The sequence below is a fragment of the Natronosalvus sp. KLKA75 genome, from assembly GCF_059736265.1.
In genome coordinates this window covers 161,516-186,243 of the sequence record NZ_CM185522.1, presented here as the reverse complement: position 1 = coordinate 186,243, position 24,728 = coordinate 161,516, and the positions used below count along the sequence as shown (strand labels likewise).

General features: G+C 65.1%; 24 protein-coding genes and 1 pseudogene. 18 read left to right on the top strand and 7 right to left on the bottom strand.

The genetic code is table 11. The features are described 5' to 3' along the window. Nucleotides 1-19 precede the first annotated feature (19 nt). Nucleotides 20-1,591, top strand: coding sequence for a sensor histidine kinase (locus AC6I65_RS00895; RefSeq protein WP_497902235.1), 1,572 nt, complete (start codon nt 20-22; stop codon nt 1,589-1,591). Between the two features lie 76 nt (nt 1,592-1,667). After that, nucleotides 1,668-3,284, top strand: coding sequence for a tryptophan--tRNA ligase (locus AC6I65_RS00890; protein ID WP_497902234.1), 1,617 nt, complete (start codon nt 1,668-1,670; stop codon nt 3,282-3,284). Nucleotides 3,285-3,484: 200 nt separating this feature from the next. Here the strand turns inward: AC6I65_RS00890 and AC6I65_RS00885 are convergent, their stop codons facing one another. Together AC6I65_RS00885 and AC6I65_RS00880 are read right to left on the bottom strand one after the other, a co-directional pair. Continuing rightward, nucleotides 3,485-3,946: a DUF5518 domain-containing protein gene (locus AC6I65_RS00885; protein ID WP_497902233.1), complete on the bottom strand. Its 462-nt coding sequence runs from the start codon at nt 3,944-3,946 to the stop codon at nt 3,485-3,487. Nucleotides 3,947-4,143: 197 nt separating this feature from the next. Next, nucleotides 4,144-5,199 (bottom strand): aldo/keto reductase, encoded by a 1,056-nt coding sequence (locus AC6I65_RS00880; protein ID WP_497902232.1) that lies wholly within the window; start codon nt 5,197-5,199, stop codon nt 4,144-4,146. A 226-nt stretch (nt 5,200-5,425) separates the two neighbouring features. Here AC6I65_RS00880 and AC6I65_RS00875 point away from each other — a divergent pair, with 226 nt between their 5' ends. From AC6I65_RS00875 to AC6I65_RS00865, 3 genes are all read left to right on the top strand, one after another. Continuing rightward, on the top strand, nt 5,426-6,097 hold the full coding sequence (locus AC6I65_RS00875) for a DUF7344 domain-containing protein (protein WP_497902231.1): 672 nt from the start codon (nt 5,426-5,428) through the stop codon (nt 6,095-6,097). Nucleotides 6,098-6,395: 298 nt separating this feature from the next. Beyond that, nucleotides 6,396-7,298, top strand: coding sequence for an acyltransferase (locus AC6I65_RS00870; protein WP_497902230.1), 903 nt, complete (start codon nt 6,396-6,398; stop codon nt 7,296-7,298). 96 nt (nt 7,299-7,394) lie between these two features. Then, entirely contained in the window at nt 7,395-7,706 is a 312-nt protein-coding gene (locus AC6I65_RS00865; RefSeq protein ID WP_497902229.1) for a DUF7577 domain-containing protein, read from the top strand. 111 nt (nt 7,707-7,817) lie between these two features. Here AC6I65_RS00865 and AC6I65_RS00860 read toward each other — a convergent pair whose 3' ends face one another. Continuing rightward, nucleotides 7,818-8,582 (bottom strand): hypothetical protein, encoded by a 765-nt coding sequence (locus AC6I65_RS00860; protein WP_497902228.1) that lies wholly within the window; start codon nt 8,580-8,582, stop codon nt 7,818-7,820. Between the two features lie 526 nt (nt 8,583-9,108). Here AC6I65_RS00860 and AC6I65_RS00855 point away from each other — a divergent pair. Together AC6I65_RS00855 and AC6I65_RS00850 are read left to right on the top strand one after the other, a co-directional pair. Continuing rightward, the gene (locus tag AC6I65_RS00855) at nt 9,109-9,390 is read left to right on the top strand and encodes a hypothetical protein (protein WP_497902227.1); all 282 of its coding nucleotides are present in this window, start codon (nt 9,109-9,111) and stop codon (nt 9,388-9,390) included. 53 nt (nt 9,391-9,443) lie between these two features. Beyond that, nucleotides 9,444-10,286 carry a polyprenyl synthetase family protein gene (locus AC6I65_RS00850; RefSeq protein WP_497902226.1) on the top strand — a complete coding sequence of 281 codons (843 nt, stop codon included), beginning with the start codon at nt 9,444-9,446 and terminating at the stop codon, nt 10,284-10,286. A 45-nt stretch (nt 10,287-10,331) separates the two neighbouring features. Here AC6I65_RS00850 and AC6I65_RS00845 read toward each other — a convergent pair whose 3' ends face one another. Further along, complete coding sequence (locus AC6I65_RS00845; RefSeq protein ID WP_497902225.1) at nt 10,332-13,268, bottom strand: PAS domain-containing sensor histidine kinase; 2,937 nt, start codon at nt 13,266-13,268, stop codon at nt 10,332-10,334. Between the two features lie 98 nt (nt 13,269-13,366). Further along, nucleotides 13,367-14,461 carry a DUF373 family protein gene (locus tag AC6I65_RS00840; protein WP_497902224.1) on the bottom strand — a complete coding sequence of 365 codons (1,095 nt, stop codon included), beginning with the start codon at nt 14,459-14,461 and terminating at the stop codon, nt 13,367-13,369. A gap of 198 nt (nt 14,462-14,659) precedes the next feature. On the opposite strand from AC6I65_RS00840, the gene AC6I65_RS00835 reads away from it, so the two are divergent. From AC6I65_RS00835 to AC6I65_RS00805, 7 genes are all read left to right on the top strand, one after another. Continuing rightward, complete coding sequence (locus AC6I65_RS00835) at nt 14,660-15,238, top strand: cysteine hydrolase family protein (protein WP_497902223.1); 579 nt, start codon at nt 14,660-14,662, stop codon at nt 15,236-15,238. A 123-nt stretch (nt 15,239-15,361) separates the two neighbouring features. After that, nucleotides 15,362-15,919, top strand: coding sequence for an RNA 2',3'-cyclic phosphodiesterase (gene thpR, locus AC6I65_RS00830; RefSeq protein ID WP_497902222.1), 558 nt, complete (start codon nt 15,362-15,364; stop codon nt 15,917-15,919). A 309-nt stretch (nt 15,920-16,228) separates the two neighbouring features. Next, nucleotides 16,229-16,351 carry a hypothetical protein gene (locus AC6I65_RS00825; protein WP_497902221.1) on the top strand — a complete coding sequence of 41 codons (123 nt, stop codon included), beginning with the start codon at nt 16,229-16,231 and terminating at the stop codon, nt 16,349-16,351. Next, nucleotides 16,348-17,373 carry a hypothetical protein gene (locus tag AC6I65_RS00820; RefSeq protein ID WP_497902220.1) on the top strand — a complete coding sequence of 342 codons (1,026 nt, stop codon included), beginning with the start codon at nt 16,348-16,350 and terminating at the stop codon, nt 17,371-17,373. The genes AC6I65_RS00825 and AC6I65_RS00820 overlap by 4 nt, the downstream gene beginning before the upstream one ends. Nucleotides 17,374-17,459: 86 nt before the next feature. After that, nucleotides 17,460-17,612, top strand: coding sequence for a 50S ribosomal protein L39e (locus AC6I65_RS00815; RefSeq protein ID WP_497902219.1), 153 nt, complete (start codon nt 17,460-17,462; stop codon nt 17,610-17,612). 2 nt (nt 17,613-17,614) lie between these two features. Beyond that, nucleotides 17,615-17,893, top strand: a complete 279-nt coding sequence (locus tag AC6I65_RS00810; protein WP_254159007.1) for a 50S ribosomal protein L31e — start codon at nt 17,615-17,617, stop codon at nt 17,891-17,893. A 1-nt stretch (nt 17,894) separates the two neighbouring features. Beyond that, entirely contained in the window at nt 17,895-18,560 is a 666-nt protein-coding gene (locus AC6I65_RS00805) for a translation initiation factor IF-6 (RefSeq protein WP_497902218.1), read from the top strand. A gap of 109 nt (nt 18,561-18,669) precedes the next feature. Here AC6I65_RS00805 and AC6I65_RS00800 read toward each other — a convergent pair. Further along, a pseudogene (locus tag AC6I65_RS00800) lies at nt 18,670-18,985 on the bottom strand (ASCH domain-containing protein). A gap of 218 nt (nt 18,986-19,203) precedes the next feature. Here AC6I65_RS00800 and pfdA point away from each other — a divergent pair. Beyond that, complete coding sequence (pfdA, locus tag AC6I65_RS00795) at nt 19,204-19,680, top strand: prefoldin subunit alpha (RefSeq protein WP_497902217.1); 477 nt, start codon at nt 19,204-19,206, stop codon at nt 19,678-19,680. A 14-nt stretch (nt 19,681-19,694) separates the two neighbouring features. Continuing rightward, the gene (gene ftsY, locus AC6I65_RS00790) at nt 19,695-21,128 is read left to right on the top strand and encodes a signal recognition particle-docking protein FtsY (RefSeq protein ID WP_497902216.1); all 1,434 of its coding nucleotides are present in this window, start codon (nt 19,695-19,697) and stop codon (nt 21,126-21,128) included. Between the two features lie 56 nt (nt 21,129-21,184). On the opposite strand, the gene AC6I65_RS00785 is transcribed toward ftsY, so the two are convergent. After that, the gene (locus tag AC6I65_RS00785; protein WP_497902215.1) at nt 21,185-21,823 is read right to left on the bottom strand and encodes a DUF502 domain-containing protein; all 639 of its coding nucleotides are present in this window, start codon (nt 21,821-21,823) and stop codon (nt 21,185-21,187) included. 100 nt (nt 21,824-21,923) lie between these two features. On the opposite strand from AC6I65_RS00785, the gene AC6I65_RS00780 reads away from it, so the two are divergent. Beyond that, nucleotides 21,924-22,400, top strand: a complete 477-nt coding sequence (locus AC6I65_RS00780; RefSeq protein ID WP_497902214.1) for a thiol-disulfide oxidoreductase DCC family protein — start codon at nt 21,924-21,926, stop codon at nt 22,398-22,400. 180 nt (nt 22,401-22,580) lie between these two features. Next, a complete protein-coding gene (locus AC6I65_RS00775) occupies nt 22,581-24,683 on the top strand; it encodes a minichromosome maintenance protein MCM (RefSeq protein WP_254158999.1) in 2,103 nt (700 codons plus the stop codon). Nucleotides 24,684-24,728 lie beyond the last annotated feature (45 nt).

Here is a 24,728-nt window from a genome sequence, read left to right as displayed (position 1 = left end):
CTCGAGGCCACGTGAGCGTATGACAGTGGATGGGGGACGCCAACCGAGCGTTCTCGTCGTCGGCGACGGTCTCGAGGCAGTCGCGACGACGCTCGAGTCCCGACTATCCACGTCGGTCGCGCACGAGCGTCGGCTCTCGTCCGCGCTCGACCGCCTCGAGTCGGGAACCGTCGGTTGCCTCGTCGTCGGAGACGTGGCCGGCGACGAAGGACTTCGGCGCGAACTGCTCGAGCGAGTTCGAGCGCAAGCGACGACGTGTTCGGTCGTCCGCTGTGTCGACGGCGACGCGGAGGCGTGGCTCGAGGACGGGTCCTACCAGCCTGCCGCCGTTGCGGTGGACGCGACCGAGACGCTGGTCGACTACGTCAGAGAACGGGTCGACCGACACCGTCAGATGCGGATTTTGCGCGCCCTGCAGTCGGCGACACCGAGACTCTTTCGAGCGTCGACGGCCGACGAAATCGCCGAAACGACCGTCGAGACGGCGAGTACCGTTCTCGAGCAGCCACTGACGGCCGTCTTCGCCGCCAACGGTGGGACGGGCCAGTTCGACCTCGTGGCCACGACGGACGAACGGAAGGGCCACGGCGCGGTCCCGGAACACCTCCCGTTCGAAAATTCGATGGCCGGCGTAGTCTTTTGGGAGGGTCGAACGATCGTGTTCGCCGAAACCGAAGACGACCCGCTGGCCGACGTCGAGAACGCCAGCTTTCGGTTGATCGACGAGAGCGACATTCTCGGCGACCCGGACCACCCGATGACCGCCAGCATGATCGTTCCGCTCGGTTCCTACGGCGTGATGAGCGGCGTCACGCCGGAGTCAGGAACGATCTCCGTCGACGACTGCCAGTTCGTCGAATTTCTGGCGGAACACGCCGCCGCGGCGTTTCGGCGAACCGAGCGCGAGTACGACCTCGAGCGCGCCAACGATCGACTCGGGGCCTTCGCCGCCATCGTCTCCCACGACCTGCGGAATCCGCTGACCGTCGCGACGGGTCACCTCGACCTCCTCGCCGACGACTGTTCGAGCGACCACCTCGAACCGATTGCCGAATCGCTCGAGCGGATGGACGACCTGATCGACGACGTCCTGACGCTCGTCCGTTCGGACGTCGACGAGGACGACCTCGAGTGGGTGTCCGTCGGCGTCGTCGCCGGGCGTGCCTGGGAGACCGTCGACACCGGGCAGGCTACCCTCGAACTCGAGTCGGCAGCCGGCCTGGAACCGGTCGAGGCGACCCCGGGAGCACTTCGAGAACTGTTCGAGAACGTCTTCGGCAACGCCGTCACCCACGGCGGCGAGGGCGTGACGGTACGGCTCGGATCGCTCCCCGGCGGCGGCTTTTACGTCGAAGACGATGGCATCGGCGTCGACGTCGGCGAGGACGACCTCGAGGTGCTCTTCGAGTACGGTCACTCGGGCACTCAGAACGGGACGGGGCTCGGCCTGTCGATCGTCCGCCGAATCGCGGACGCTCACGGCTGGACGGTCGAGGCGGGCACGAGCCAGCACGCCGAGAGTGGGTTTCGCCTGGAGTTTCGGACAGGGTCGTCGGCGGGCGATGTGGACGAACTGGACGAACCGTCCTGATCGGGGACCGCCGGTGTTCGAGTCGAGACGGTGCGGAAGCGAAGGTTTTTGCGCGCTGGGCGGCGAATCCGGGACAATGACCGGTACGGGTACGGATACCATCGAGGAGGCCGAGGACGCCGAGGACGCCGAGGAACCACTGACCGACGGAGGGGCCGCTGGCGCCGACGAGGTCGCCCTCGACCCCTGGGGTTCCTCGAGCGTCTCCGACTACCGCAAACTGTTCGAGGAGTTCGGCATCGAGGAGTTCGACGAACTCCTCGCGGACCTGCCCCACCCTCACTACCTGATGCGCCGGGGCGTCATCTTCGGTCACCGCGACTACCGGCCGGTGCTCGAGGCCATGCGCGAGGGCGACCCCTTCGCCGTCCTCTCGGGGTTCATGCCGACCGGCGACCCTCACATCGGACACAAACTCGTCTTCGACGAGATCATCTGGCACCAGGAACAGGGCGGGGACGCCTACGCGCTGATCGCCGACCTCGAGGCCCACGCCGCGCGCGGGCTCACCTGGGACGAAATCGACGAACACGCCCGGGACTACCTGCTCTCGCTGCTGGCGCTCGGGTTCGATCTCGAGGACGGAACCGTCTACCGCCAGTCGACCGAGCGCGAGGTGCAGGACCTCGCGTTCGAACTGGGCATCGAGGCCAACTTCTCGGAACTGGGTGCAATCTACGGCTTCAACGGCGAGACCGACGTCTCGCACATGCAGTCGGTCGTCACGCAGATGGCCGACATCCTCTATCCCCAGCTCGAGGGGCCAAAACCCACCGTGATCCCCGTCGGCCCCGACCAGGACCCCCACGTCAGGCTGGCTCGTGACCTCGCCTCCCGGATGCGCTACTTCGGCGTGACGACGGCCTACGCGAGCTTCGAGGCGACGAAGGACGAACTCGCGGTCATCGGCGCTGCCTACGACACCCGGGAGTCGTACGCGGACGACCCCGACCAGCCGCGGTGTGTGGAGGCCGCCGAGTGGCTCTCGTCCGCCGACAGCGAGGTCGTCCCGGAACTCGATCTCGGGACCGTCACGGACGACGCCCTCGAGCGCGCCATCTCGAAACTCGAGAACGCTGGTATGGAACCCCTCCGTCCCCGAACACGGTTCCTGAATCGCCGGGCGACCGAGGAGGCCTTCGAAGCGCTGATCGACACCGTCGAGGGCGAGAAGCGGGTCTTCGACGAACACGTCGACGCCTTCGACCTGGATCACGAGGAGGCCGCCGAGATCGCCCGCACAATCGAACTCGCTCACGACGGCTACGGCTTCCAGCCACCGTCGTCGATCTACCACCGGTTCATGACCGGGCTCACGGGCGGGAAGATGTCCTCCTCGATTCCGGCCAGCCACATCTCGCTGCTCGACGACCCCGAGAACGGCTACGACAAGGTGAAGGCGGCGACCACGGGCGGGCGCGAGACGGCCGAACTCCAGCGCGAATTGGGAGGGAAAGCCGACGAGTGTCCCGTCTACGAACTCTACGCCTACCTGCTCGCCGGCGACGACGACGAGTTCGCGAAACGGGTCTACGACGAGTGCGTCGGCGGCGAGCGCCTCTGTGGCGACTGCAAGGAGCAGGCCGCTCACCTCATGAAGGAGTTTCTGCAGGATCACCAGGAGAAACGCGAGGAGGTCGCCGACCTGCTCGAGGCTGCGGACATCGAACTCGAGTCGCCGCGGAGAGGGTGATCGCGGCGCGACGGAGGGATTGGAGGAGTAGAACGCTCTTTCTCTCACGGCGGTAGCAATGTGGGAACGTGAGAGTCGTCTCCGCTCGGAATACAGGATATCGCTCCGTGATTCGGAGGCGAAATCGAAGTCGAACACGGCTCTCGAGAAGAAGTGGCGTGAGTGAGGCCCGTGACGAGCGATCAGCGAACCGCTTCGCGCTAGAGACGTCCGAACACGTCGCCGAACTCCGCGTTCAGGTACGCGCCGACCCAGCCGCCGAACCCGCCGGCGAACGTGCTGTAGAACACCATGAAGAGGATCAGACCCCCGTCGACGAACTCGAGCCCGCCGACCAGGTCGCCGACGCCGACGACTGGCCCCAGTCCGAGCACGAGCGGCAAGACGATCAGCGCGGCGTAGACGAAACCCGCGTACAGACCCGCGATGATCCCCTCCTCCTGGTCGGCCCCCTCGAGGTAGCCGGCGACGATGCCGCCGAGGAGCACCGAGAACGTAAGAAAGGAGGCGAAGACGGCGACGAGGCCGCCGAGGAGGCCGTTCATCGTGGCCGGTCGGGTGTCCGGCGCGTTCGGTTCGCTCGAGGGGGCTGGTTCGGCCGGTTCGACCGCGTGTTCCGTTCCGTCCGGCCCGTCCGGGGAAGAGGTTTCGGGGGACGACATGGCCGTCACTCTCGGGCCGACCGACGAGAATGTTCGTATTCGTGTTCAGTCCGCAGTCGAAGGAGTTTCGTCAGATCAGGGCTGCCGACGCTCGAGAACGAATCGGCCCCGACAGCACGGATCGGTCTCGAGCACTACCGTCGCACTCGTCAGCGCGAATCGACCCTGAGCGCCACCTTCTCAGCGCGGCGACGCGATCAGTCGGCGGCCAGTTTGTCCAGGCCCGCCGAGCGAATGTCCTCGCCGTCGACCGACGACCGGAGCGAGTCCATGCCGTCCTCGCGGTCGATGTCGAAATCGTTCTCGTAGAGATTGGCGACTCGAGCCAGTTCCTCGTCGCTCAATTTCGGCACGTCGCTGGCGGCCGCCCACTCGTCGATGTCGGCGGCGGTGCGGAACGTCGGCGTGACGCTGGCGACCGACTCGTGGCTCAGGAGCCAGGCGATCGCGGCCTGGCCCATCGTCCGCTCGCCGTCGCGCTCCAGGAAACGCAGGGTCTCGAGTTTCTCCCAGCCCGTCTCGTACCAGGCGTCGGGGCGGAAGCCGCGGTGGTCGCCCGCGTCGAGTTCTGTCTCGGGCGTGACCTGTTCGTTCAGGATGCCCGAGGAGTGGGGCACCCGGGGAATCAGGCTCGTCGAGGAACCGGTGCGCTCGATGGTCTCGAGGAAGTGGTTGCCGACCTCCTGCTCTAAGACGTTCCAGACCAGCTGCAGGGAGTCGAACTCCTCTTCGATGGCGAGGTCACCCTCGGCCAGCCAGCCGATAGAGGGGCCCAGCGCGAGGCCGCGGGCGCGAATCAGGCCCTCTTCCTCGAGTTCGTCGAGAAGTTCGAGGACATCCGGGGTGAGCTCGTCGACGTTCGCGTTGTGCAACTGGAGAACGTCCAGGTAATCGGTGTCGAGTCGCTCGAGGCTCTGCTCGACGGCTTCCCGGAGGTAGTCGGGGTCCATCGCTTTGGGCAACTCGCCGTGGCCCGCCTGCGGGTTGTTGTAGAAGTCGTAGCCGACCTTGGTGGCGATCGTGACGTCCTCGCGCACGTCCGCGAGGGCCTCCCCGACGAGTTCCTCGCTTCGCCCGTGGCCGTAGACGTCGCCCGTGTCGAAGTAGGTGATCCCCCGGTCGAGGGCGTGGTCGATCATCTCGATCGCGTCGGCTTCCGAGCGGTCGCCCCACCAGTCGGTCCCGACGACCCAAGCGCCGAAGCCGACTTCGCTGACCTCGACATCGGCGGTTCCGAGCGTCTGATACTGCATATCTCGGGCTTGGGAGCGAGGGGACTTAGGGTGTACGGAACGTCGCTCGTTCGTCCCGAACCCGCCGACACGACGGGGGATGGCCGACGATCGTTCGGGCCCGAGGACGATGGCGTCCAGTTCGGGTGCTGAACAGTATCGCTGGCATTCATTTCACGACCGTTGATCGACCACCTATCTGTTTTGGAACGAGGCTTAACCGACTATGGTAGTAAGCAGCGGTTGTATGAGCCAGACGGACTCTGCGGCACGTAATCTGTCGATTGATTCGACGTTTAACGCCATTACCAGCCGACGGCGACGGCGTATTCTGGCGTTCGTCGGCGAACGGCGCGAGGGTGGAATCGACCGGCTCTCGGTCGACGAGGTCGCCCGTGAACTCGCTGCCGAGGAGCGTGGGAAGCCGGTTGCGTCGATTACCACGGACGAGTACGAGGAGCGCCGAACGGCGCTCGTTCACGTCGAGTTGCCCCTGCTCGAGGACGCCGGGTTGCTCGCATGGGACCGCGAGGCGGGCGCCGTCTCGCTGCCCGACGACCTCGTCCTCGACGGGGCGACCATCCGAAAGACGACCGAGCGCAACGACACGAACTGGGACGCCGTCTTCGAGGCGCTCGCGAACGAGCGGCGGCGAGCCGCCCTCGCGGTGCTCGATGACGCGTCCGAGCCACTCTCCGTCGCCGTCCTCGCGTCGGAAGTCGCCGTCGAGGTCGGTGCCGATGAAGCGGACGTACGGACTACCCTCACCCACCAGCACTTGCCCGCCCTCGAGGCGTCCGGGTTGGTCACTGTCGGCGAGAAGGGCGTCATGTACGCCGACGACCACCTCGAGGACGGAATCGTCGACACCGACTTCACTACGCCCTCGCGTCCGCTCGTCGCCGGAACGTCGCTCTGATCGGTCCGCTGGCACCGAATCACGACACGACAGCCGCTTTCCGTCTTCTCGCCGCGTTCGAGGACCGTTCAGATAATCATCGAGTACGCCTTCGTCGAAGAGCGTCCCGATGGTCGAGGCTGATAGAAACTGATTCGCGAGCGGGAGAACCCGTTCTCGAGCGTGGGGAATCACTATCGGCGAAACTCCGGCTCTGCACCGACCGGTAGCGTCGGGCTACTCTGATACCGAACGCTCTCGAGAGGGAGCGAAAATCGAGAACCGAACGTCTATGACCTTCGCCACAGTACACCGCCACATGACCAAGCGGTACGTCTCGCTGCCGGACGAGGCGGAGGCGGGGATGCGGGAGTTCGTGACGGCCGTCGACGAGCGTCTTTCGAGCGACGAGAGCACCTGCTCGGTCGTCGAGGACGTGCTCATCGACCTCTCGGGGGACCGGGACGCCTACGAGCGCTGGCAAGCCGGTGGCGACGTCTCGCCGGCCGAACTCGTCAGGCTCCAGAGTTACGACCCCTGTAACACGACGCTCGAGAGCGAGTATTACGCCGAGAAGGACGAAGAGAAGTTCAAGCGCTCGAAGCACCTCCAGTGGCTCTGGCGACAGTTCGACAGTCTGCCACTCGCTGACAACGTCGAGTTCGCCCTCCGGTTCAGACGGATGCTCGCCGATCACCTCTTCGAGGACTGTGGTGAGAACTGCCGCTTCTTCAAGGGGATCACGTTCACGTACGGCCACAACATCACGGTCGGCGACAACACGGTCATCCACGACAACGTTCACCTCGACGACCGCGGTAAGCTCACGATCGGCGACCGGGTCTCCATCTCCGACGGCGCGCACCTCTACAGCCACGACCACGACGTCGTCGATCAGACCGAGGTCCGAAACTTCCACACCACTATCGAAGACGACGTCCGTCTTACCTACGACTCGATGGTTCGCGCGGGGAACAGAGTCGGCGAGAACGCCATCGTCGGCGCCCGCGCTATCGTCCAGAACGACGTGCCGGCCCACCACATCACCGTCGGCATGCCTGCGAAGAGCATCAAGATCAAACCCGGCTGGGAGGACGTCGCGACCCCGCTCGAGGACGCCGGCGAGAACCGACAGGCCGAACGCGAGATCGAGTACGACCTGGACGACGGCCTCGAGCAGTTCGACGAGTTCCAGCGCGACCTGACGCCACCCGGACGCTGAACGAACTGACGGCGCGCGTTCTTTCGAGGTCGTGATTGTCACGAGCAGCGATATTTCGGGCAATAACCAAGTAGGTTGAGAACGTATAGCACACCAATGAGCCTCTGGGTCTGGCTCGTCGGGTACGTGCTGTTGTTCGCCTTACTCCACCTGGTGCTCTACTACGCGTACGTGCGCCGTGACAGCGAGACCAGCCTTCCCGCGTCCGTCACCGACGGCGAGCACGCCGGCCTGCAGTCGGCGCCGCGATTGGATCGGGCCCGCGCTCACCACGACGGCGCCGACTCACTCGACGCCGACCTCGAGGTCGACGGCGAGACGACGGCCTGTCCACACTGCGGCGCGCCGAACGAACGGGAGCCGACGTTCACCTACTGTCGGGTTTGCGTCTCGCCGCTCAGACGGTAGCCGCGAAGAATCCGTTTTCTCAGTGCAGATCGGTTCGTCGGGTTCGTCGCCACCGGAGCCGCCGTTACCGGAGCCGTCGTCACCGCGGGCACTCGTCACCGCGGGCCGTCATCACTGTGAGCCGCCGTCACTGTCACTACTGGCCAGCGCCGTCTCGAGCGCCCGCAGGTGATCGATACCGACGACGGCGACAACTGACCCTTCCGCCTGGAGCGACTCGAGGTGGTCGATCATACACGACTCCCGCGTCTCGTCGCGGTACGTCGTCGCGTCCGCCCCGTCGCCCTGGAGCCGGAGGAGCGTTCTGACGCCGGAGACGTGTCGGCGCTCGTGTTCGGCCTGCGTCGCGGGCGAATCGTCCGCCGAACAGGCGTACTCGATCGGGTCGTCGCAGGCAACGGTCACCGACGTCGCGTTCGAGACGGTGGCGGCGACGCGACAGGTCAGCGCCGTTCGCGTCGCCCCACTGAGACTCGAGAGGACCCGTCGGGCGGTCGACGCCGGGACGCGGTCGGCGAGCAGGCGGGTGAAGAGGCGGCGGAGAAACGACCAGTTGGGGGCGTCGATACCCACGACATCCGCTTCCGGCGCGGCGCGGATCGCGGCCGCCATCTCGCCACCGAACTCGGGCGAGGGTGTCCCCTCGCTGTCGCGGGCGTAGGTTCGATACAGCGGAACGGCCGCACCCGGGAGTTCGAGGGCTAGCGTGTCGGGCTCCAGGTACTCAAGGACGGTTTCGACGCGGGCGATGCTTGCAGGGTGGTCGTGAACGACGCCGAGGAGCGTCACGTCCGTCTCGTCAGAGAGTCGACGGCAGAACTGCGTCGTAATCCGTGGATCGTCGAAACGGTCGACGAACGACGGGTCGTCAGTCATGAATCGAGTAGTAATATGCGACTACCGTCATAACCCTTCTGGCCTCGAGTCGCGAGCGTCGTTCGAATGCGACGTCCGCCGGAGCCAGTTTTCCGCCTCATCGTCTCCCTGGCGGCGTGTAACCGTCGCTTACCTGTGTATGGAGCGACGTAACCGATCGTTGTCGCGTGGCTCTCGAGTCTCGAGTGTCGTCGTGGACGTGTGCGTGATAGCGACGATGCATGGCTACGCAGCGTGCATAGAGAACGTCGATACCGCATCGAGAAGGCGTCTCGAACGACGAAGCAACGTCAAACGGTCGTGACATCCAGCAACCCGGGTACAGTCTGGCACCGTCGGAGCAGGGACGTACCCCCTGGCGACGTCCATGGCCGTTCCACCACCTCTGCTGTTGATGGCCACCGTCGCCACCCAAACCATGGGAAAGGTCTATCTTGAGCGTTGTGGCCGTCAGCCGGAATCGGCCGGCAAACGTGCCATCGGGCGTGAAAACGCGCTTTTCTCCCTGTGACACGTAGACACGCGTATGGACACCAGACAACGCCACACTCGTCGCGGGGTCCCCGGCCGGAGCTCGGCAGGGCGGGGTGTTGCCGCGCAACGAACGGACCAGCGACTCGAGGCTGTGATCGCTCGGCTCGAGGCCACGGAGCGGCGCCAGCGGTTGCTCGAGGGCACCGTGAGCGGCCTGGCTCGAGAGCTGGGAGCCTCCATCGCCGGATCGTGCGGTCGCTGCGAGCGGAGCTACCTCCTCGTCCATTCGGACGCGCTGTACTGTCCGGCGTGTGGCTACAAACGCGCGCTGTGAAGACGGTGATGGCAACCGTCACCTACTTTTGAGGGCCGTCCTAAGCCCTGTCAATGGAACTGCTGGAGCACCGTCGAGCGCTCCTCGAGGAGCGACTCATCGAGGTCGTCGACGGCGTCGAGCCGGAGGCGCTCAACGACGGCGTTCGTCACGCGACCCTCGCCGGGGGAAAACGCGTCCGCCCGACGGTGACCGTCCTCGCCTGTGAGACCGTCGGCGGGGAGGCGAGCGACGCCGTCGACTTCGGCGTCGGCATCGAACTCGTCCACACGGCGTCACTCGTCGTCGACGACATCATCGACCGCTCGGCCCTCCGGCGGGGCACCACCAGCGCCTGGTCGGAACTCGGCTACGGCCCCGCGATCATCACCAGCGACGGCCTCCTCGGGGAAGCCTTCGCGCTGTTCTCGAGCGACCCCGCCGCAATGCAGGTCGTCTCCGAGGCGATGGTCGAACTCGGCGTCGGCGAAGCGACCGAACTCGAGGCGAAACCCGAGACGGAAGCCGAGTACATGACCCTCGCCCGGCGCAAGACCGGGGCGCTGTTCCGGGCGGCCGCCGAACTCGGCGCCATCGCGGCCGACGCGGACACGTTCACGGTCGAGGCCCTCGGCGAGTACGCCGAACGGGTCGGCGTCGCCTTCCAGATCCGCGACGACGTCCTGGACGCCGTCGCCGACCCCGAAGCGCTCGGCAAGCCGACCGGACACGACGCCGTGATGGAGCGCCCGTCGCTCGTACAGATTACGGACATGACGCCGGCCGAGGCGAACGGCCGGGCCCGAGCGGAGGCCGACCGGGCCATCGACGCGCTCGGCACCGTCGACGTCGCGAACGCCGAGGCGCGAGACTACCTGCTCGAGCTGGCGGAGTTCGTCGTCGAGCGAGAACGCTAGTGGTGTAGTGCCGTAGAAAGGCCGAGCGAGTACTGGCACCGATCGTCAGGCCGTCTCGAGGCCACGGAACTCGAATCGAGCACCGCCCTCTTCGCCGTCCGTGATCGAAACTCCCCAGCCGTGAGCCTGGGCAATGTCGCGAACGACCGCGAGCCCGATACCGGTGCCGCTGCCCGACGTGTAGCCGTACTGGAGCACCTCGTCCCGTTTTTCTGCTGGGATTCCCGGCCCCGTGTCCTCGACGGCGAACCCGGGCTCGTCCTCGAGCGACCGGACGCGAACCGTGACCGCCTCACCACCGTACTGCACGGCGTTTCGAAACAGGTTCTCGAAGAGCGAGTGGAGCTGGTCCTCGTCGACGAGCACCCGCTCGAGGTCGTCGTCCACCTCGAGCGTCGCCTCGCCCGTTTCGACGTTCTGCCAGGCCTCCACCGAGGTCTCGGAGAGCGAAACGTGGTCCGGGTCGGAGACCGTCCGGCCCTCGCGCGAGGTGGTCAACAGGTTCTCGATGATCGTCTCCATGCGGTCGAGGGACTGCTCGATCTGGTCGAAGTCCTCGGGATTCCCCTCCTGCCGAGCCATGTCGGTGTAGATCTGGGCGATACCCAGCGGATTGCGCAGGCCGTGGGAGACGACGCTCGCGAACTGCTCGAGCTTCTGAATGCGCTCGTTTCGCTCGGTGATGTCCTGGGCCATCGCCATCCCGGCCGTCGAACCGCCCTGGACGTCGGTGATCGGCGCGGTGTGGATCGACCACTGGCGACCCGCGTACTCGACTTCGATCATCTGCTCGGTTCCGTCGAGTGCCTCCTGGAAGGCCGACTCGAGTGCTCGACCGGCGCTTTCGTCGACCATCTCCGCCGGCACCTGTCCCTCGAGTTCGTCCGCGGAGATAGGCAGGTGCTCGAACGCCTGTCCCGCCGCGAGCGTACACCGGAGGTCCTCGTCGAACAACATCACGACCCCGTTCGGGAAGTGTTCGGCGAGGGTGCGGTAGCGTCGCTCGGATTCCGCCAGCTGCTGTTCACGCTCGATGCGCTCGGTGACGTCCCTGAAGTAGACTGAGACGCCGGTTTCGGAGGGGTAGATGTTCGCCTCGACCCAGAAGTCGAGGAGATCGAAGTAGAGTTCGTAACTGGTCTGCTCCTGGGTATCCATCGCCGTGTGGAACGCGTCCCAGACCTCGTCGACTTCGGCCGCCTCCGGAAACATCTCCCAGAGCGATTCGCCGAGTAGCTCCTCTTCGCTGGCCTGGAGCAGTTCCTCGGCACGTTCGTTCACGTGTGTAAACCGGTACTCCTCGTCGAGGGCGTAGAACGCGTCGGAGATCCGTCCGAGCAATTCCCCGAGTTCGGACTCGAGTTGTTGCTCGCGTTCTTTGACCCCGGTGATGTCCTCGGCCGTGGTGATGATTCGCTGGAGGTCGCCGCCGTCGTCGAACACGGGAGCGGCGCTCACGGAGAGCCATAACCGGTCGCCGGAAGGGCGTTCGACGACGACTTTCTGGTCGAGAACCTGATTGCCGGTTTCGAGAACGCGAACCGCGGGTCGATCCGTCGGCGAAAACGGCGTTCCGTCAGCGTGCGAAATCGTCCACTCCTCGAGGCTCTCGGGACCCTCATCGAGGTCCGGTTCCGTGAGTCCGAACAGCTCTCTCGCGCGGTGGTTCGCCAGGAGGAGCGAGCTATCGGCGTCCCGGACCGAAATCGCGATCGGCGAGGTCCGCAGGAGTTGCTCGGTCTGGTCGCGCTCGCGACGGAGTTGCTCCTCGTACTCTCGCCGCTCGGTCATGTCTCGCGTGACCTTCGCGTAGCCGACCAGGTCGCCGTCGTCCCTGATCGCGGTGATGACGACGTTCGCCCAGAACCGCGAGCCGTCCTTCCGGACGCGCCAGCCCTCGTCTTCGACCTGTCCCTCCTCGCGCGCCGTCGCCAGGAGACGCTCCGGTTTCCCGTCTGCGGCGTCTTCCTCCGGATAAAAGGTCGAGAAGTGCTCGCCGACGACGTCGTCGGTGGTGTAACCCTTGATCTCCCGGGCCCCCGTGTTCCACGTGACGACCGTCCCGTCGGTGTCGAGCATGAAGATCGCGTACTCGTCGACCGCCTCGACCAGCGTCCGCAACTGCTCTTCTCGTTCGTACAGCGCGACCTCGGATCGCTTCCGACCCGTGACGTCGTAGTAGAGTTCGATTCGCCCGCCCGCGTACTGGCCGGCCGTGATCGGATTGCTTCGGTGCTCGAGCCACCGTTCCTCTGTCCCGTCCACCGACTGGAGGCGACACTCGAAGCGCTCGGCGACGGTGTTGTCCTCGTAGCTCGAGCGAATGACGTCGACGAACGACTGCGGATCGGCTACCCGGTCAGCGATCGTTTCCTCGAGCACGTCGCGCTTGTCGCGGCCAACGACGGCCTCCCGGTCGAGGTCGAAGAACCGCTCGATCGTCCGGTCGGCCCACACGATCTCGAAGTCCGAATCGAGGAGGAAGACGCCGACGTCGGCCTCGTCGAGGACCGAGGCCATCGACTCGAACGCGTCCTGGACGCTCTCGAGTTCGGCGTCTCGCTGGAGCCGGTCGGACACGTCGCGGACGGCACAGACCGCCCCTCGAGTCGTTCCGTCGACCGACACGCCGTTGAGCCGGAGTTCGCAGGGGATCGATTCGCCGGTGGCGGCCCGAGTCGTGAGTTCGAGCGTCGAGACGTCGTCAGCGCCGGTCGCCTGTCGCGATTGAAATTCGGCGTCCAGGCGGTCCGCGCTGTCGTTCTCCAGGAATACGGAGGGGTGCGCATCGACCAGCTCCTCGCGACTGTACCCCGTCAGTTCGACGAGGGCGTCGTTGACGGCGACGACGCGGCCGTCCGTATCGAGTTGAAAGACCCCACCAGGAACGGCGTCGGCGAGCGTCCGATAGAGTTCCGAGGAGAGAGGGTCTGTACCGGCTGGAGAGGACGTAACCCCCTCGTCCTTCGGACGTTCTCCCATACCCGTTGGCCACTCACTGGACACATAAATACTCTGTTACACACTGTGCCAGCCCGTACGGACGTTCTCGCCGGTAGAGCTCGTCTCTCGGTCGTCCGTCAGGCGCCTTCGGCCCGCCGGCCTCCCTCCGCCAGCCGCGACTCCGCGACGGCGAACGTGAGCGTGCTCACAATTCCCAGGAGCGTCCCGCCAGTCAACGCCGTCGCGAGGTACGGGATTCCGGCCCGATCGAGGAAGAAGGCGCTCACGGCGTGGAGGACGATCGCCATCGCGATCACGTAGAACGGGGCGTTGAGGTAGCGGAGCTCGAGGCTCCCGGCGATGTACTCGTCGGTGATCTGGCCCAGACTGGTCGTGATGCCGGCGGCGGCGATCCACTGGATCGAGCCGTAAACGAACGCCGCGAGCGCGACCGGAACGCTCCCGCCGGTCTCGCCCTGGACGGATTCGATCGTGTCGAGGCCGCTGACACCCCCGAGCACCATCAGCGTGGCGGCGACGACGTACGCGATGAGGGTCATCCGCCCGGCGTACAGCGAGAGCCGAAGTCGCTCGACGCTCTCGTCGAGGTGCTCGCCGAGGCCGAGGCCGCGCGAGATCAGGTACAGGCCGAGCAGTGCCGAGGTCACCCCCAGCATCAGTCCTGGCAGGTTGAACAGGCTCCCGAGCAGCGCGAGGGGGTACACCAGCAGCAAGATTCCGATCGGGATCAGGACCGTCCCCCGGGTCTCGGGGTCGGCCAGCACCTGCTTCATCGTGTAGTACATCGACTCGAGGTTCTGCGCCTGGCGGACGACCACCCGGCGGACGCCGTCGATGGGCACCCGCGAACGGATGATCGGGACGACCGACTCGTCCTGGGCGCCGTCGGTGACGAGCAACGCGGTGACGTCCTCGCCCGTCGTCAGACTGGCCAGCACGGTGTCGACCTCGTCGCCGACCTTGCGGTTGGCTTTGACGTCGGATCCTTCGAGGCCGGTGACGACGGCGACCTCGACGCTCTCATCGCGAGAATCGAGGTCGTCGTAGATGTGAAGCCCCTGGAAGACGACGTTGACGTCGGAGTCCTCCGGGTCCGCGGTCGCGAGGGCGACGGCCGCCTCCTCGACGTCTTCGCGGCCGATGACGGGCGTCGAGAATCCGGTCTTCCGACCGAGGTCGTCGTCGAGGTCGACGCAGAGGACCAGCAGCATCGTGGGGACGTTGGGTTGCCCGGTATTTCCCTCTTCTGGGAGTGAGAGGGCGTATCACACCGTTCCGAGAACGACAGCGAGAGTGCGCGCCATGGCCGAGGCCCGGTCGGGCGGACGCTCGAGCGGGCGAACGACCACAAGAGACCGCCTCGAGCGGCCGGTCGAAGCGTTCAACGCGCTCGAGTTCCACTCACCGGCATGAACGGACTCGAGACCCCGCTCCCCGCGAACGCGACGTTGCTCCTGATCGACGTCCAGCGAGGCTTCGACGACCCCGTCTGGGGCGAGCGCAACAATCCCGACGCCGAAGTGCGTATCGCCGACTTACTGGCGGCCTGGCGCGAAACCGGTCGTCCGATCGTCCACGCGAAACACTGCTCGACCGAGGCGGACTCACCGCTGCGACCGGGTCAGTCGGGAAACGACTTCAAATCCGTCGGAGAACCCCGCGACGGCGAATCCGTCCTCGAGAAGCGAGTCAACGGCGCGTTCGTCGACACGGATCTCGAGGACCACCTGCGTGACCGGGACGTGGAGACGGTCGTCCTCTGTGGCTTCACCACCGACCACTGCGTGTCGACGACGACCCGAATGGCCGAGAACCGCGGCTTCGACCCAATCGTCGTCGCGGACGCCACGGCGACGTTCGACCGCGAGGGCCACGACGGCACGACCTACGACGCCGAGACGAGCCACCGACTCGCGCTCGCCCACCTCAATCGAGAGTTTGCGACAATCACGGATGCGGTGGCAGTGATAGACGTGGCTCGAGCGTGATCGGGCCGGTACACTCACGATATACTTTTCATAGTTTGAGATTATATATTCTATAGTTATAGAACCGCCGCGGCCACCACCACCACCACCATCTTTCAAGCCTGCACGCGCCATAATCTCGATATGCGACTGTTCGTCAGCGTCGACCTCCCGGAATCGCTCGCCGACGCCGTCGCCGCGGCCCAGGAACCGCTCTCCGATGCCGCCGGAATACGGCTCACCGACCCGACGCAGGCACACGTCACGCTCGTCTTCCTCGGCGACGTCGACCCCGACCGGGTACCCGACCTCGAGCGAGAACTCGAGGCCGCCGTCGACGATGCCGAGATCAACCCGTTCGAGGCTCGGTTCGCCGGTCTAGGCGTCTTCCCGAATCTCGAGTACATCCGCGTGGTATGGCTCGGCGTCGAGGACGGAAGCGAGGAACTGACGCGCCTCCAGGCGACGATCGAGGATCGGACGACGGCGATGGGCTTTGAGGCAGACGACCACGAGTTCACGCCTCACGTCACCATCGCGCGAATGGACCACGCCGGCGGGAAAGAGCGCGTCCAGTCGGTCGTCCGCGAGCGCTCGCCGACCGTCGGCACGACTACGGTCGAGGAGATTCGGCTCACCGAGAGCCGACTCACCGAGGACGGGCCCGTCTACGAGACGCGCGAGCGCTTCCCGCTCGAGTAGCCGATTCGTCGCAATTTCCGCTCGAATAGCCGGTTCGCCACGATTCCCGCTCGAGCCGGATTCGATGTCCCACGTCCCATCGGCGAACCACCTGTTCTCTCCGCACACTATCCGTCGTTCGTGACAGTCCGAAGCGCGCGTCAGTATCGCTCGATCGACCGTCATCAGAAATAGACTATTTCGTGATACGTACGCGAATATCTCGATTCAAGTAGAGTCATCGAACAACAAGTAGAGATTCTGTAACTCACGTTATCGACGAAATACAGCGAGAAGAGTAATACCAAGTTCTGTTGTAACAGAACAGGTATGATCGAGGTGACAGGGACGGTCGACGTCGGTCGCGGCCTGACTGTCGTGAACGCAAATACGTCCGTGAGCGCGACCACCGCCGCGGTGGTCAGAGCGGGCACCGATCGACCGACACCATGAACGAGGCCGACGGGTCCCGTGAATCCGGAGATGATGGGTCGGCAGTCGGTACGACAGTCGGCACGGCGGATGACACGACGGGCAGCACCGCGGACGGCGCGTTCGTCGACGGCATCACGACCCGACGAGAGGTGCTGGCAGCCCTCGGCGGCGCGGCCGTCCTCTCCTCAACCACCGAGACGACGACCACGTCGGTCACCGGAGGTCCAGTCCACCTCCGCGTCTACCCCGGCACCCTCCCCACGACCGGGTGGGCCCGCTACGGCTGGCAGGGTGTCTCGAGCGGCTGGCCACCGCCGTACGAGGACGCCCTCGAGGCCATCAGGGACGCGTTCGATCAGGTGACGGCATACGCCACAGAGCAGGGACGGCTCGAGGACATCGACGTGATCGTCGAACGCGGCGGCCAGGTCGACCTCTCGCTCGCGTCCGGCTCTTCCCCGCGGGACGCCGTCGCGCCGACCCAGCAGGGCATCCTCGACGCGTTCGCCGAGGTGCTCGAGGAGCGAGGGGCCGTCACGGGGCGGTGTAGCCACCTCCTGTGCTGGTGGGGGCCGGTTCACTACGCGGTCGGATACGGCGGCACCCGGCGGCCGAACCACCACGTCGATGCGGTCGAAGGCGAGGACGCACAGGTCGTCGCCAACCTCGGTGCCACGGAGACGTGGGATTCCCGCGACGTGACGAAGAACATCGCCATCCACGAGGCCTTTCACACGTTCCTCACCGACGACGTCGTCGAGACCGTGATCGACAGCCGGTGTGAACACGACCTCGGGACCGCCGTCCGCGTCGACGACGACACCCTCGAGGTGTCGCCGATGGCGACCGCCTACGCCGGCCCGGAGGGAGTTGGTGGCGGGACGCGATTCCACGGCACGGCCTGTTACGATCACGACTCGTTCTACCGCCACGACGGCTACGACGGGGTTGAGAACTGGCGGTACACGACGAGCGTCAGCGAGGCGACCCTCGAGGCCGTCACGACCTACGTCGAGCGCTATCTGCTCGAGGACGGGTGACTCGGGCACGTTGCTCGAGTGCGCGTCGAACCCTCGACGGCCAGATGGACAAGATTTTAAGCCAGCGTCGGTTACCTGCGTCCACTATGGGCAAAAAATCCAAGGGCAAGAAAAAGCGGCTTGCCAAACTCGAGAACCAGAACAGCCGCGTCCCCGCGTGGGTCATGCTCAAGACCGACATGGAAGTGCAGCGAAACCCCAAACGACGCAACTGGCGTCGAAACGACACTGACGAGTAACCATGAGTGCAAGTGATTTCGACGAACGCGTCGTCACCGTCCCGCTGCGTGACGTGAAGAAAGGCCCCAACCACGAGGCCGCCAACTACGCGATGTCGGTCGTCCGCGAACACCTGGCGAAGCACTTCGCCGTCGACGAGGACGCCATCCGCCTCGATCCCTCGATCAACGAGGAGGTCTGGGCCAACGGCCGCGCGAACCCGCCGCGGAAGCTCCGCGTCCGCGCCGCCCGGTTCGAGGACGCCGGCGAGGCGATCGTCGAGGCCGAGGTCGCCGAGTAACTTGCTTCGCGCCGCGTTCGGCGGGTCGTCGTACATCGGCGTCTTCGCCCGTGCGACCGACTCGCACCTGTTCGTTCGCCCCGACGCCGACGACGACCTCGTCGCAGACCTCGCCGAGGAACTCGCGGTCGAGGCCGTCCAGACGACCGTCGGCGGCTCCTCGACCGTCGGTGCGCTAGCGATGGGTAACGAGAACGGCCTGCTCGTCAGTTCGCGCGTCCTCGAGTACGAGCGCGAACGCCTCGAGGAGACTCTCGACGTACCCGTCACCGAGTTGCCCGGACAGATCAATGCCGCCGGAAACGTCGTCCTCGCAAACGATTACGGCGCGTACGTCCATCCCGACCTCCCCCGGGAGGCCGTCCAGGTCATCGGCGACGCCCTCGAGGTGCCCGTCGAACGCGGCGACCTCGCCGGCGTCAGGACGGTCGGAACCGCGGCCGTGGCGACGAACGATGGCGTCCTCTGTCATCCCAAGGCGACCGACGGGGAGTTAGACGCCCTCGAGGACGCGCTCGACGTCCGCGCGGACGTCGGGACGATTAACTACGGCGCGCCGCTGGTCGGCTCCGGTCTGCTCGCCAACGCCCAGGGATACGTCGTCGGGAGAGACACGACGGGGCCGGAGCTGGGCCGGATCGAAGACGCCCTCGGGTACATCGACTGACGGCAGACGAGTCACGTTTCTTGCCTGTGATGGCCGGAAATCGACTAACAGTTTCTAGGGACGATCATGGTACGGCCTCGAGCGGTAGCCACGCTTCACTGATTTACCCTTACTCCCGACGCTCGAACCGATGGCGAACGACCTCGCTCCCGTCGTCCCACTTGAAGGTCTCGTGAGCGCGCTCGAGCAGGTCGCGGTACGCCTCGAGGTCCTCGACACCCTCCTTTCTGGCGTCGGCGTCCGTCAGGTCTCCGAGGGTTCGTTCCGTGACGTCGACGACCTCGAACGTCGCGTCGTCGACGACGAACGTATCACCCACTTCGGCGTAGGCTCGTCCGCGGTGAATCTGGGTGATTTCGCCGTCGGAAGCCTGCGATTGCATTCGAGGCGAGGGGGAGCAGGGTTTCCGGCTCGAGTTCGGTCATACTCGACCGTTCGGTCGGTGGGGCAAAAACGCTTGAGCCTAGGGCGGTCCCGACCGCACCTCACGTCTCGGAGCCTGGTTTCACCGATCCAAATTGGTCAGGTCGGTAGGGAAGGGAACATTCTTCCGACTGCCTGACGGACCAATAGTCATGCGAACAATCGATAGCCACGAGGCGACACACGCGCGAACCGACGACGCAACCGAGGTGTCCTGCTGATGGGCGCCAGCCAGCAGCAACTCCAGGAACTCTCCCAGCAACTCCAGGAGATCGAAGAACAGATCCAGGTCCTCCGGAGCGAAGTCGAGAACGTCCGGGACGAGCAGGACGCCGTCGACGAGGCGACCGACGCCATCGAGCAACTCGAGACCGGCTCGACGGTCCAGGTTCCCCTGGGCGGCGGTGCCTACGTCCGGGCGACCATCGACGACATAGACGAGATCATCGTCGAACTCGGCGCCGACTACGCCATCGAGCGCGATCAGGACGGCGCTGCCGAGACGCTCGAGCACAAGAAGGACCGCCTCGGCGACCGGATCGACGACCTCGAGGAGGAGATTACAGATCTCGAGAGCGAGAGCGGCCAGCTCGAACAGCAGGCCCAGCAGCTCCAGCAGCAGGCGATGCAACAGCAGATGCAGCAGATGCAGGGTCAAGGCCAGGGTCCGGGATCGGATCAGGGTCTCGACGAGTAACGTAGGCGACGCCCATGTTCGACAACCTGAAGGAGAAACTCGGTAGTTTCCGCAAGGACGCCGAAGAAGCCGCGGAAGCGAACGTCGAAGACGTCGACGAGGACGAACTCGAGGACGGCGACCTCGAGGACCCGGTCGACGCGCCCGAGTCGGATCCCGCGGAACCGGACGCCGAGGACGAACCAACAGCGACGGCGGCAGCTACCGCGACCGACTCACGCTCGGGTGTCGAGTCCGACTTCGAGGACGAAACGGCCGCTGGTGCGGGTACCGAATCCGAACGCGAAGTCGCGGAGACAACCGACGCTGGCGCCGAACCTCGAGACGGTGCTCCCGTTGCAGAGACCGACGCCGCACCCGTCGAAGACGGAGCGTTCGAGGAGGATGCCACGACCGACGAAGGGGTCGTCGGGGACGGTTTGGTGAGCGAAGAGGGAGACGGAGACGGAGACGGAGACGAAGACGAGGAGGACCTCGAGGACGAAGTCGAAGTCGAAGCCGAAACCGAAGTTGAAGCCGAATCCGGAGCTGAAGCCGAAACCGACGCAGACGACACCGGCGGTATCGGCTTCGGCCGCAAGGCCAAATCCCTCGTCCGCGGCAAGTTCGTCATCGAAGAAGACGACCTCGAGGGGCCGCTTCAGGAACTCGAACTGGCCCTGCTCTCGAGCGACGTCGAGATGGGCGTCGTCGACGAGATCGTCGACAACATCCGCGAGAAACTCGTCGGCGAGACGCGCACGTTCACCACCTCGACGGGCGCGGTCGTCGAGGAGGCCCTGAAGGACGCCATCTACGACGTGATCAGCGTCGGCCAGTTCGACTTCGACGAGCGAATCGCCATCGAGGACAAGCCGGTCGTCATCGTCTTCACGGGCGTCAACGGCGTCGGCAAGACGACCTCCATCGCGAAACTTGACCGCTGCTTCGAGGAACGCGGCTACTCGACCGTGATGGCCAACGGCGACACCTACCGCGCCGGCGCGAACGAACAGATCGCCGAGCACGCCAGAGCCCGGGACACCAAACTCATCGCCCACGACCAGGGCGGCGACCCCGCGGCCGTGCTCTACGACGCCGTGGAGTACGCCGAGGCCAACGACATCGACGTCGTCCTCGGAGACACTGCTGGGCGCCTCCACACCAACGAGGGGCTGATGGACCAACTCGAGAAGATCGGCCGGGTCGTCGACCCCGACATGACCCTGTTCGTCGACGAGGCCGTCGCCGGCCAGGACGCCGTCAACCGCGCTCGAGAGTTCAACGCGGCCGCCGAAATCGACGGCACCATCCTCACGAAAGCCGACGCCGACTCGAACGGTGGCGCGGCCATTTCGGTGGCCCACGTCACCGGCAAACCGATCCTCTTCCTGGGCGTCGGTCAGGGCTACGAGGATCTCGAGCGATTCGACCCCGACGAGATGGTCGAGCGGTTGCTCGAGGAGTAGTTGCTGGCGTTCTCATTTCTCACAGCGGAAGACGATTTTCGAGGACGTCGAGCAAATCAGCGACCCTCGTCCACGCCGTTAGACGCAACCCCGAGCGTCGCGGTCATTCGGACGGCTTCCTCGACGCTGACGTCGACGTCGGAGACGGCTTCGTCGGGAACGTGGACGATGAACCCGTTCGTCATCGGATTCGGACCGAGCGGGATCATGACCGTCTGCATGTCCCCCGCATTTGCACTCTCCTCGATCGCCGTCGGAGTGTCGGCGGTCAGAAAGCCGAGGACGTGCGCGCCCCGGTGGGGGAATTCGACGAGTTTCACGTCCTCGAACTGGTCGACGTCGTCGTCGATCAGGACGTTGCTCGCCTGGCGAACGCTCGTGTAGATCGTTCCAATGCCAGGAATCGTCTCGAACGTGCGGTGAAACCGACGGGAGAGGTACGTCCCAGGGGTGTACTCCGCGATGAGCCCGACGAGGAAGAAGAACGCGAGCAGCGCGAGGATGGTCAGCACTTGCATGACCGCCGTCGACGGCTCATTGTCCCAGAGGTAGCCGATGCCGGCGATTGCCGGCGAGAGGAGACCGAGGAGGAACTCGAGGACGACGAGGAGGACGATGAGCGTGACGATGATCGGGATCGTGATTACGACCCCATTGACGAACCACCGCCTCAGCCGCGACAACAGCGCGTTCATACGTCCGGTATACGATACGAATCCCTGAAATTCGTTCGGCCTGCAGTGATCAGGAGTCGGTGATATTGATGCGCTGATAGCACTGGCCGTGATCGCCTCAGTGCTCGAGCTTAGCGGTGATACGGTCACGCCAGCGCTCGAGGCGGTCGGCGACTGCCCGAGGGACAGACCTTTCGGCCGGCCGGCCGTCGATAGGGACATGACGGCAACGCCGCTACCGCGACTCGTTTACGACGACGACTGTGGCTTCTGTACCTGGTGTGCCGAGTACGCCGACGCCCGCGGCGCGTTCGAACTCGTCGGCTTCGAGGAACTCTCGCCGGATCAACTCGCCCGGCTACCCGACGACTACGAAACCTGCGCCCACCTCCTCACCCAGGACCGGGTCTACTCCTGCGGCGAAGCCCTCGAGGAGGCCGTGGCCCGCCTCGAGACGCCCGACCGGTTCGTGGCTCGAGCGTTCCAGCGACTCCCCGGACACAGTCGATTACGAGAGTGGGGGTATCGCGCCGTCGCGGACAACCGGGTCCTGTTCGGCAAAATCGCGAGCCGGGATCCGCCGGCGAGACAGCAGTGACAGCAGCCGTCACCTCATACGACCGAGATTGAGCCTCGCTATAACATCGATACCATTTCCGAACAACTAGTCTCGAAAGTCTCGAGTGGTCGAATTGCTCGAGGAACAAGAGAGTCAGGCTGACTACTTTCAGCCGGCTATACGACCATTTATACCCCATGCCGACCCTAGACGATTTCAATGGCGCAAGCGGGCAACTCTGAACTCGTCGACGCGTTCGAGCAGTTCTTCCGTAACTACTACGACAACGAGATCAAGCAGCTCGCCCAGCGTTACCCCAACGAACAGCGCTCGCTGTCGGTCGACTGGCAGGACCTCTACCGATTCGATCCCGACCTGGCCGACGACTTCCTGAACCAGCCCGAACAGCTCCAGCGCTACGCCGAGGAAGCCCTCCGACTCTACGACCTGCCGATCGACGTCAGCCTCGGGCAGGCCCACGTCCGCATCCACACACTCCCGGACACCGAATCCCCCGAGATCCGCGAAATTCGCGCCCGCCACATGAACACCCTCGTCCAGGTGCGCGGCATCGTCCGGAAGGCCACCGACGTCCGTCCGAAGATCGAGGAGGCCGCCTTCGAGTGCCAACTCTGTGGCACCCTCTCGCGAATCCCCCAGTCGACCGGCGACTTCCAGGAGCCCCACGAGTGCCAAGGCTGTGAGCGACAGGGGCCCTTCCGCGTGAACTTCGACCAGTCCGAGTTCGTCGACTCCCAGAAGCTTCGCATCCAGGAGAGCCCCGAGGGACTGCGCGGCGGCGAGACGCCCCAGGCCATCGACGTCAACATCGAGGACGACATCACCGGCGAGGTCACCCCCGGCGATCACGTCTCCGCGGTGGGCGTCCTGCGTCTCGAGCAACAGGGCAACCAGCAGGAGAAGTCGCCCATCTTCGACTTCTACATGGAGGGGATGTCCGTCCAGGTCGACGAGGAGCAGTTCGAGGACATGGACATCACCGACGAGGACAAGAAACAAATCTACGAGATTTCCCAGCGCGAGGACGTCTACGAGGACATGGTCGGCTCCATCGCGCCCGCCATCTACGGCTACGAAGAGGAGAAGCTCGCGATGATGCTCCAGCTGTTCTCAGGCGTGACCAAGCAGTTACCCGACGGCTCGAGGATTCGTGGGGACCTGCACATGCTGCTCATCGGAGATCCTGGTACAGGGAAATCGCAGATGCTCGGATATATCCAAAATATTGCACCTCGCTCCGTCTATACCTCTGGGAAGGGGTCGTCCTCGGCAGGGCTTACCGCAGCTGCGGTTCGCGACGACTTCGGCGACGGCCAACAGTGGACCCTCGAGGCTGGCGCCCTCGTGCTCGCCGACCAAGGAATTGCGGCGGTCGACGAACTCGACAAGATGCGCCCGGAAGATCGCAGCGCCATGCACGAAGCCCTTGAGCAACAGCGGATCTCGGTCTCGAAGGCGGGCATCAACGCCACCCTCAAGTCCCGGTGTTCGCTGCTCGGCGCGGCCAACCCCAAGTACGGTCGCTTCGACCACTACGAACCCATCAGCGAGCAGATCGACCTCGAGCCGGCGCTCATCTCGCGGTTCGACCTGATCTTCACCGTCACGGACCAGCCCGACGAGGAGAAAGACCGCAATCTGGCAGAACACATTCTGACGACGAACTACGCCGGCGAGTTGACGACCCAGCAGCGAGAGATGCCACAGCTCGACGTCTCCACCGAGGAGATCGAGTCGATGACCGAGGAGGTCGACCCGGTGATCGACGCCGACTTGCTGCGCAAGTACATCGCGTACTCCAAGCAGAACTGCCACCCGCGGATGACTCAGGAGGCCCGGGAAGCCATCCGGGACTTCTACGTCGACCTCCGCTCGAAGGGGACCGACGAGGACGCCGCGGTGCCGGTGACGGCCCGAAAGCTCGAGGGGCTGGTTCGACTGTCGGAAGCCAGCGCGCGGATCCGCCTCTCCGATACGGTCGAGGAGGAAGACGCCACGCGCGTGATTGAGATCGTTCGCTCGTGTCTCCAGGACATCGGCGTGGATCCCGAAACCGGCGAGTTCGACGCGGACATCGTCGAGGCAGGGACCTCGAAGTCCCAGCGCGACCGGATCAAGAACATCAAGCAGCTCATCAGCGACGTCGAGGAGGAGTACGACGAGGGCGCACCGATCGACGTCGTCCTCGAGCGGGCGAACGAGATTGGCATGGATCAGTCGAAAGCCGAACACGAGATCGAGAAGCTCAAGCAGAAGGGCGAGGTCTACGAGCCGAGTACGAACAACTTGCGGACGACGTAGCGTCGCTCGCGCTCGTGCTCGACGTCGTCAAAAAGTGGATCGCCT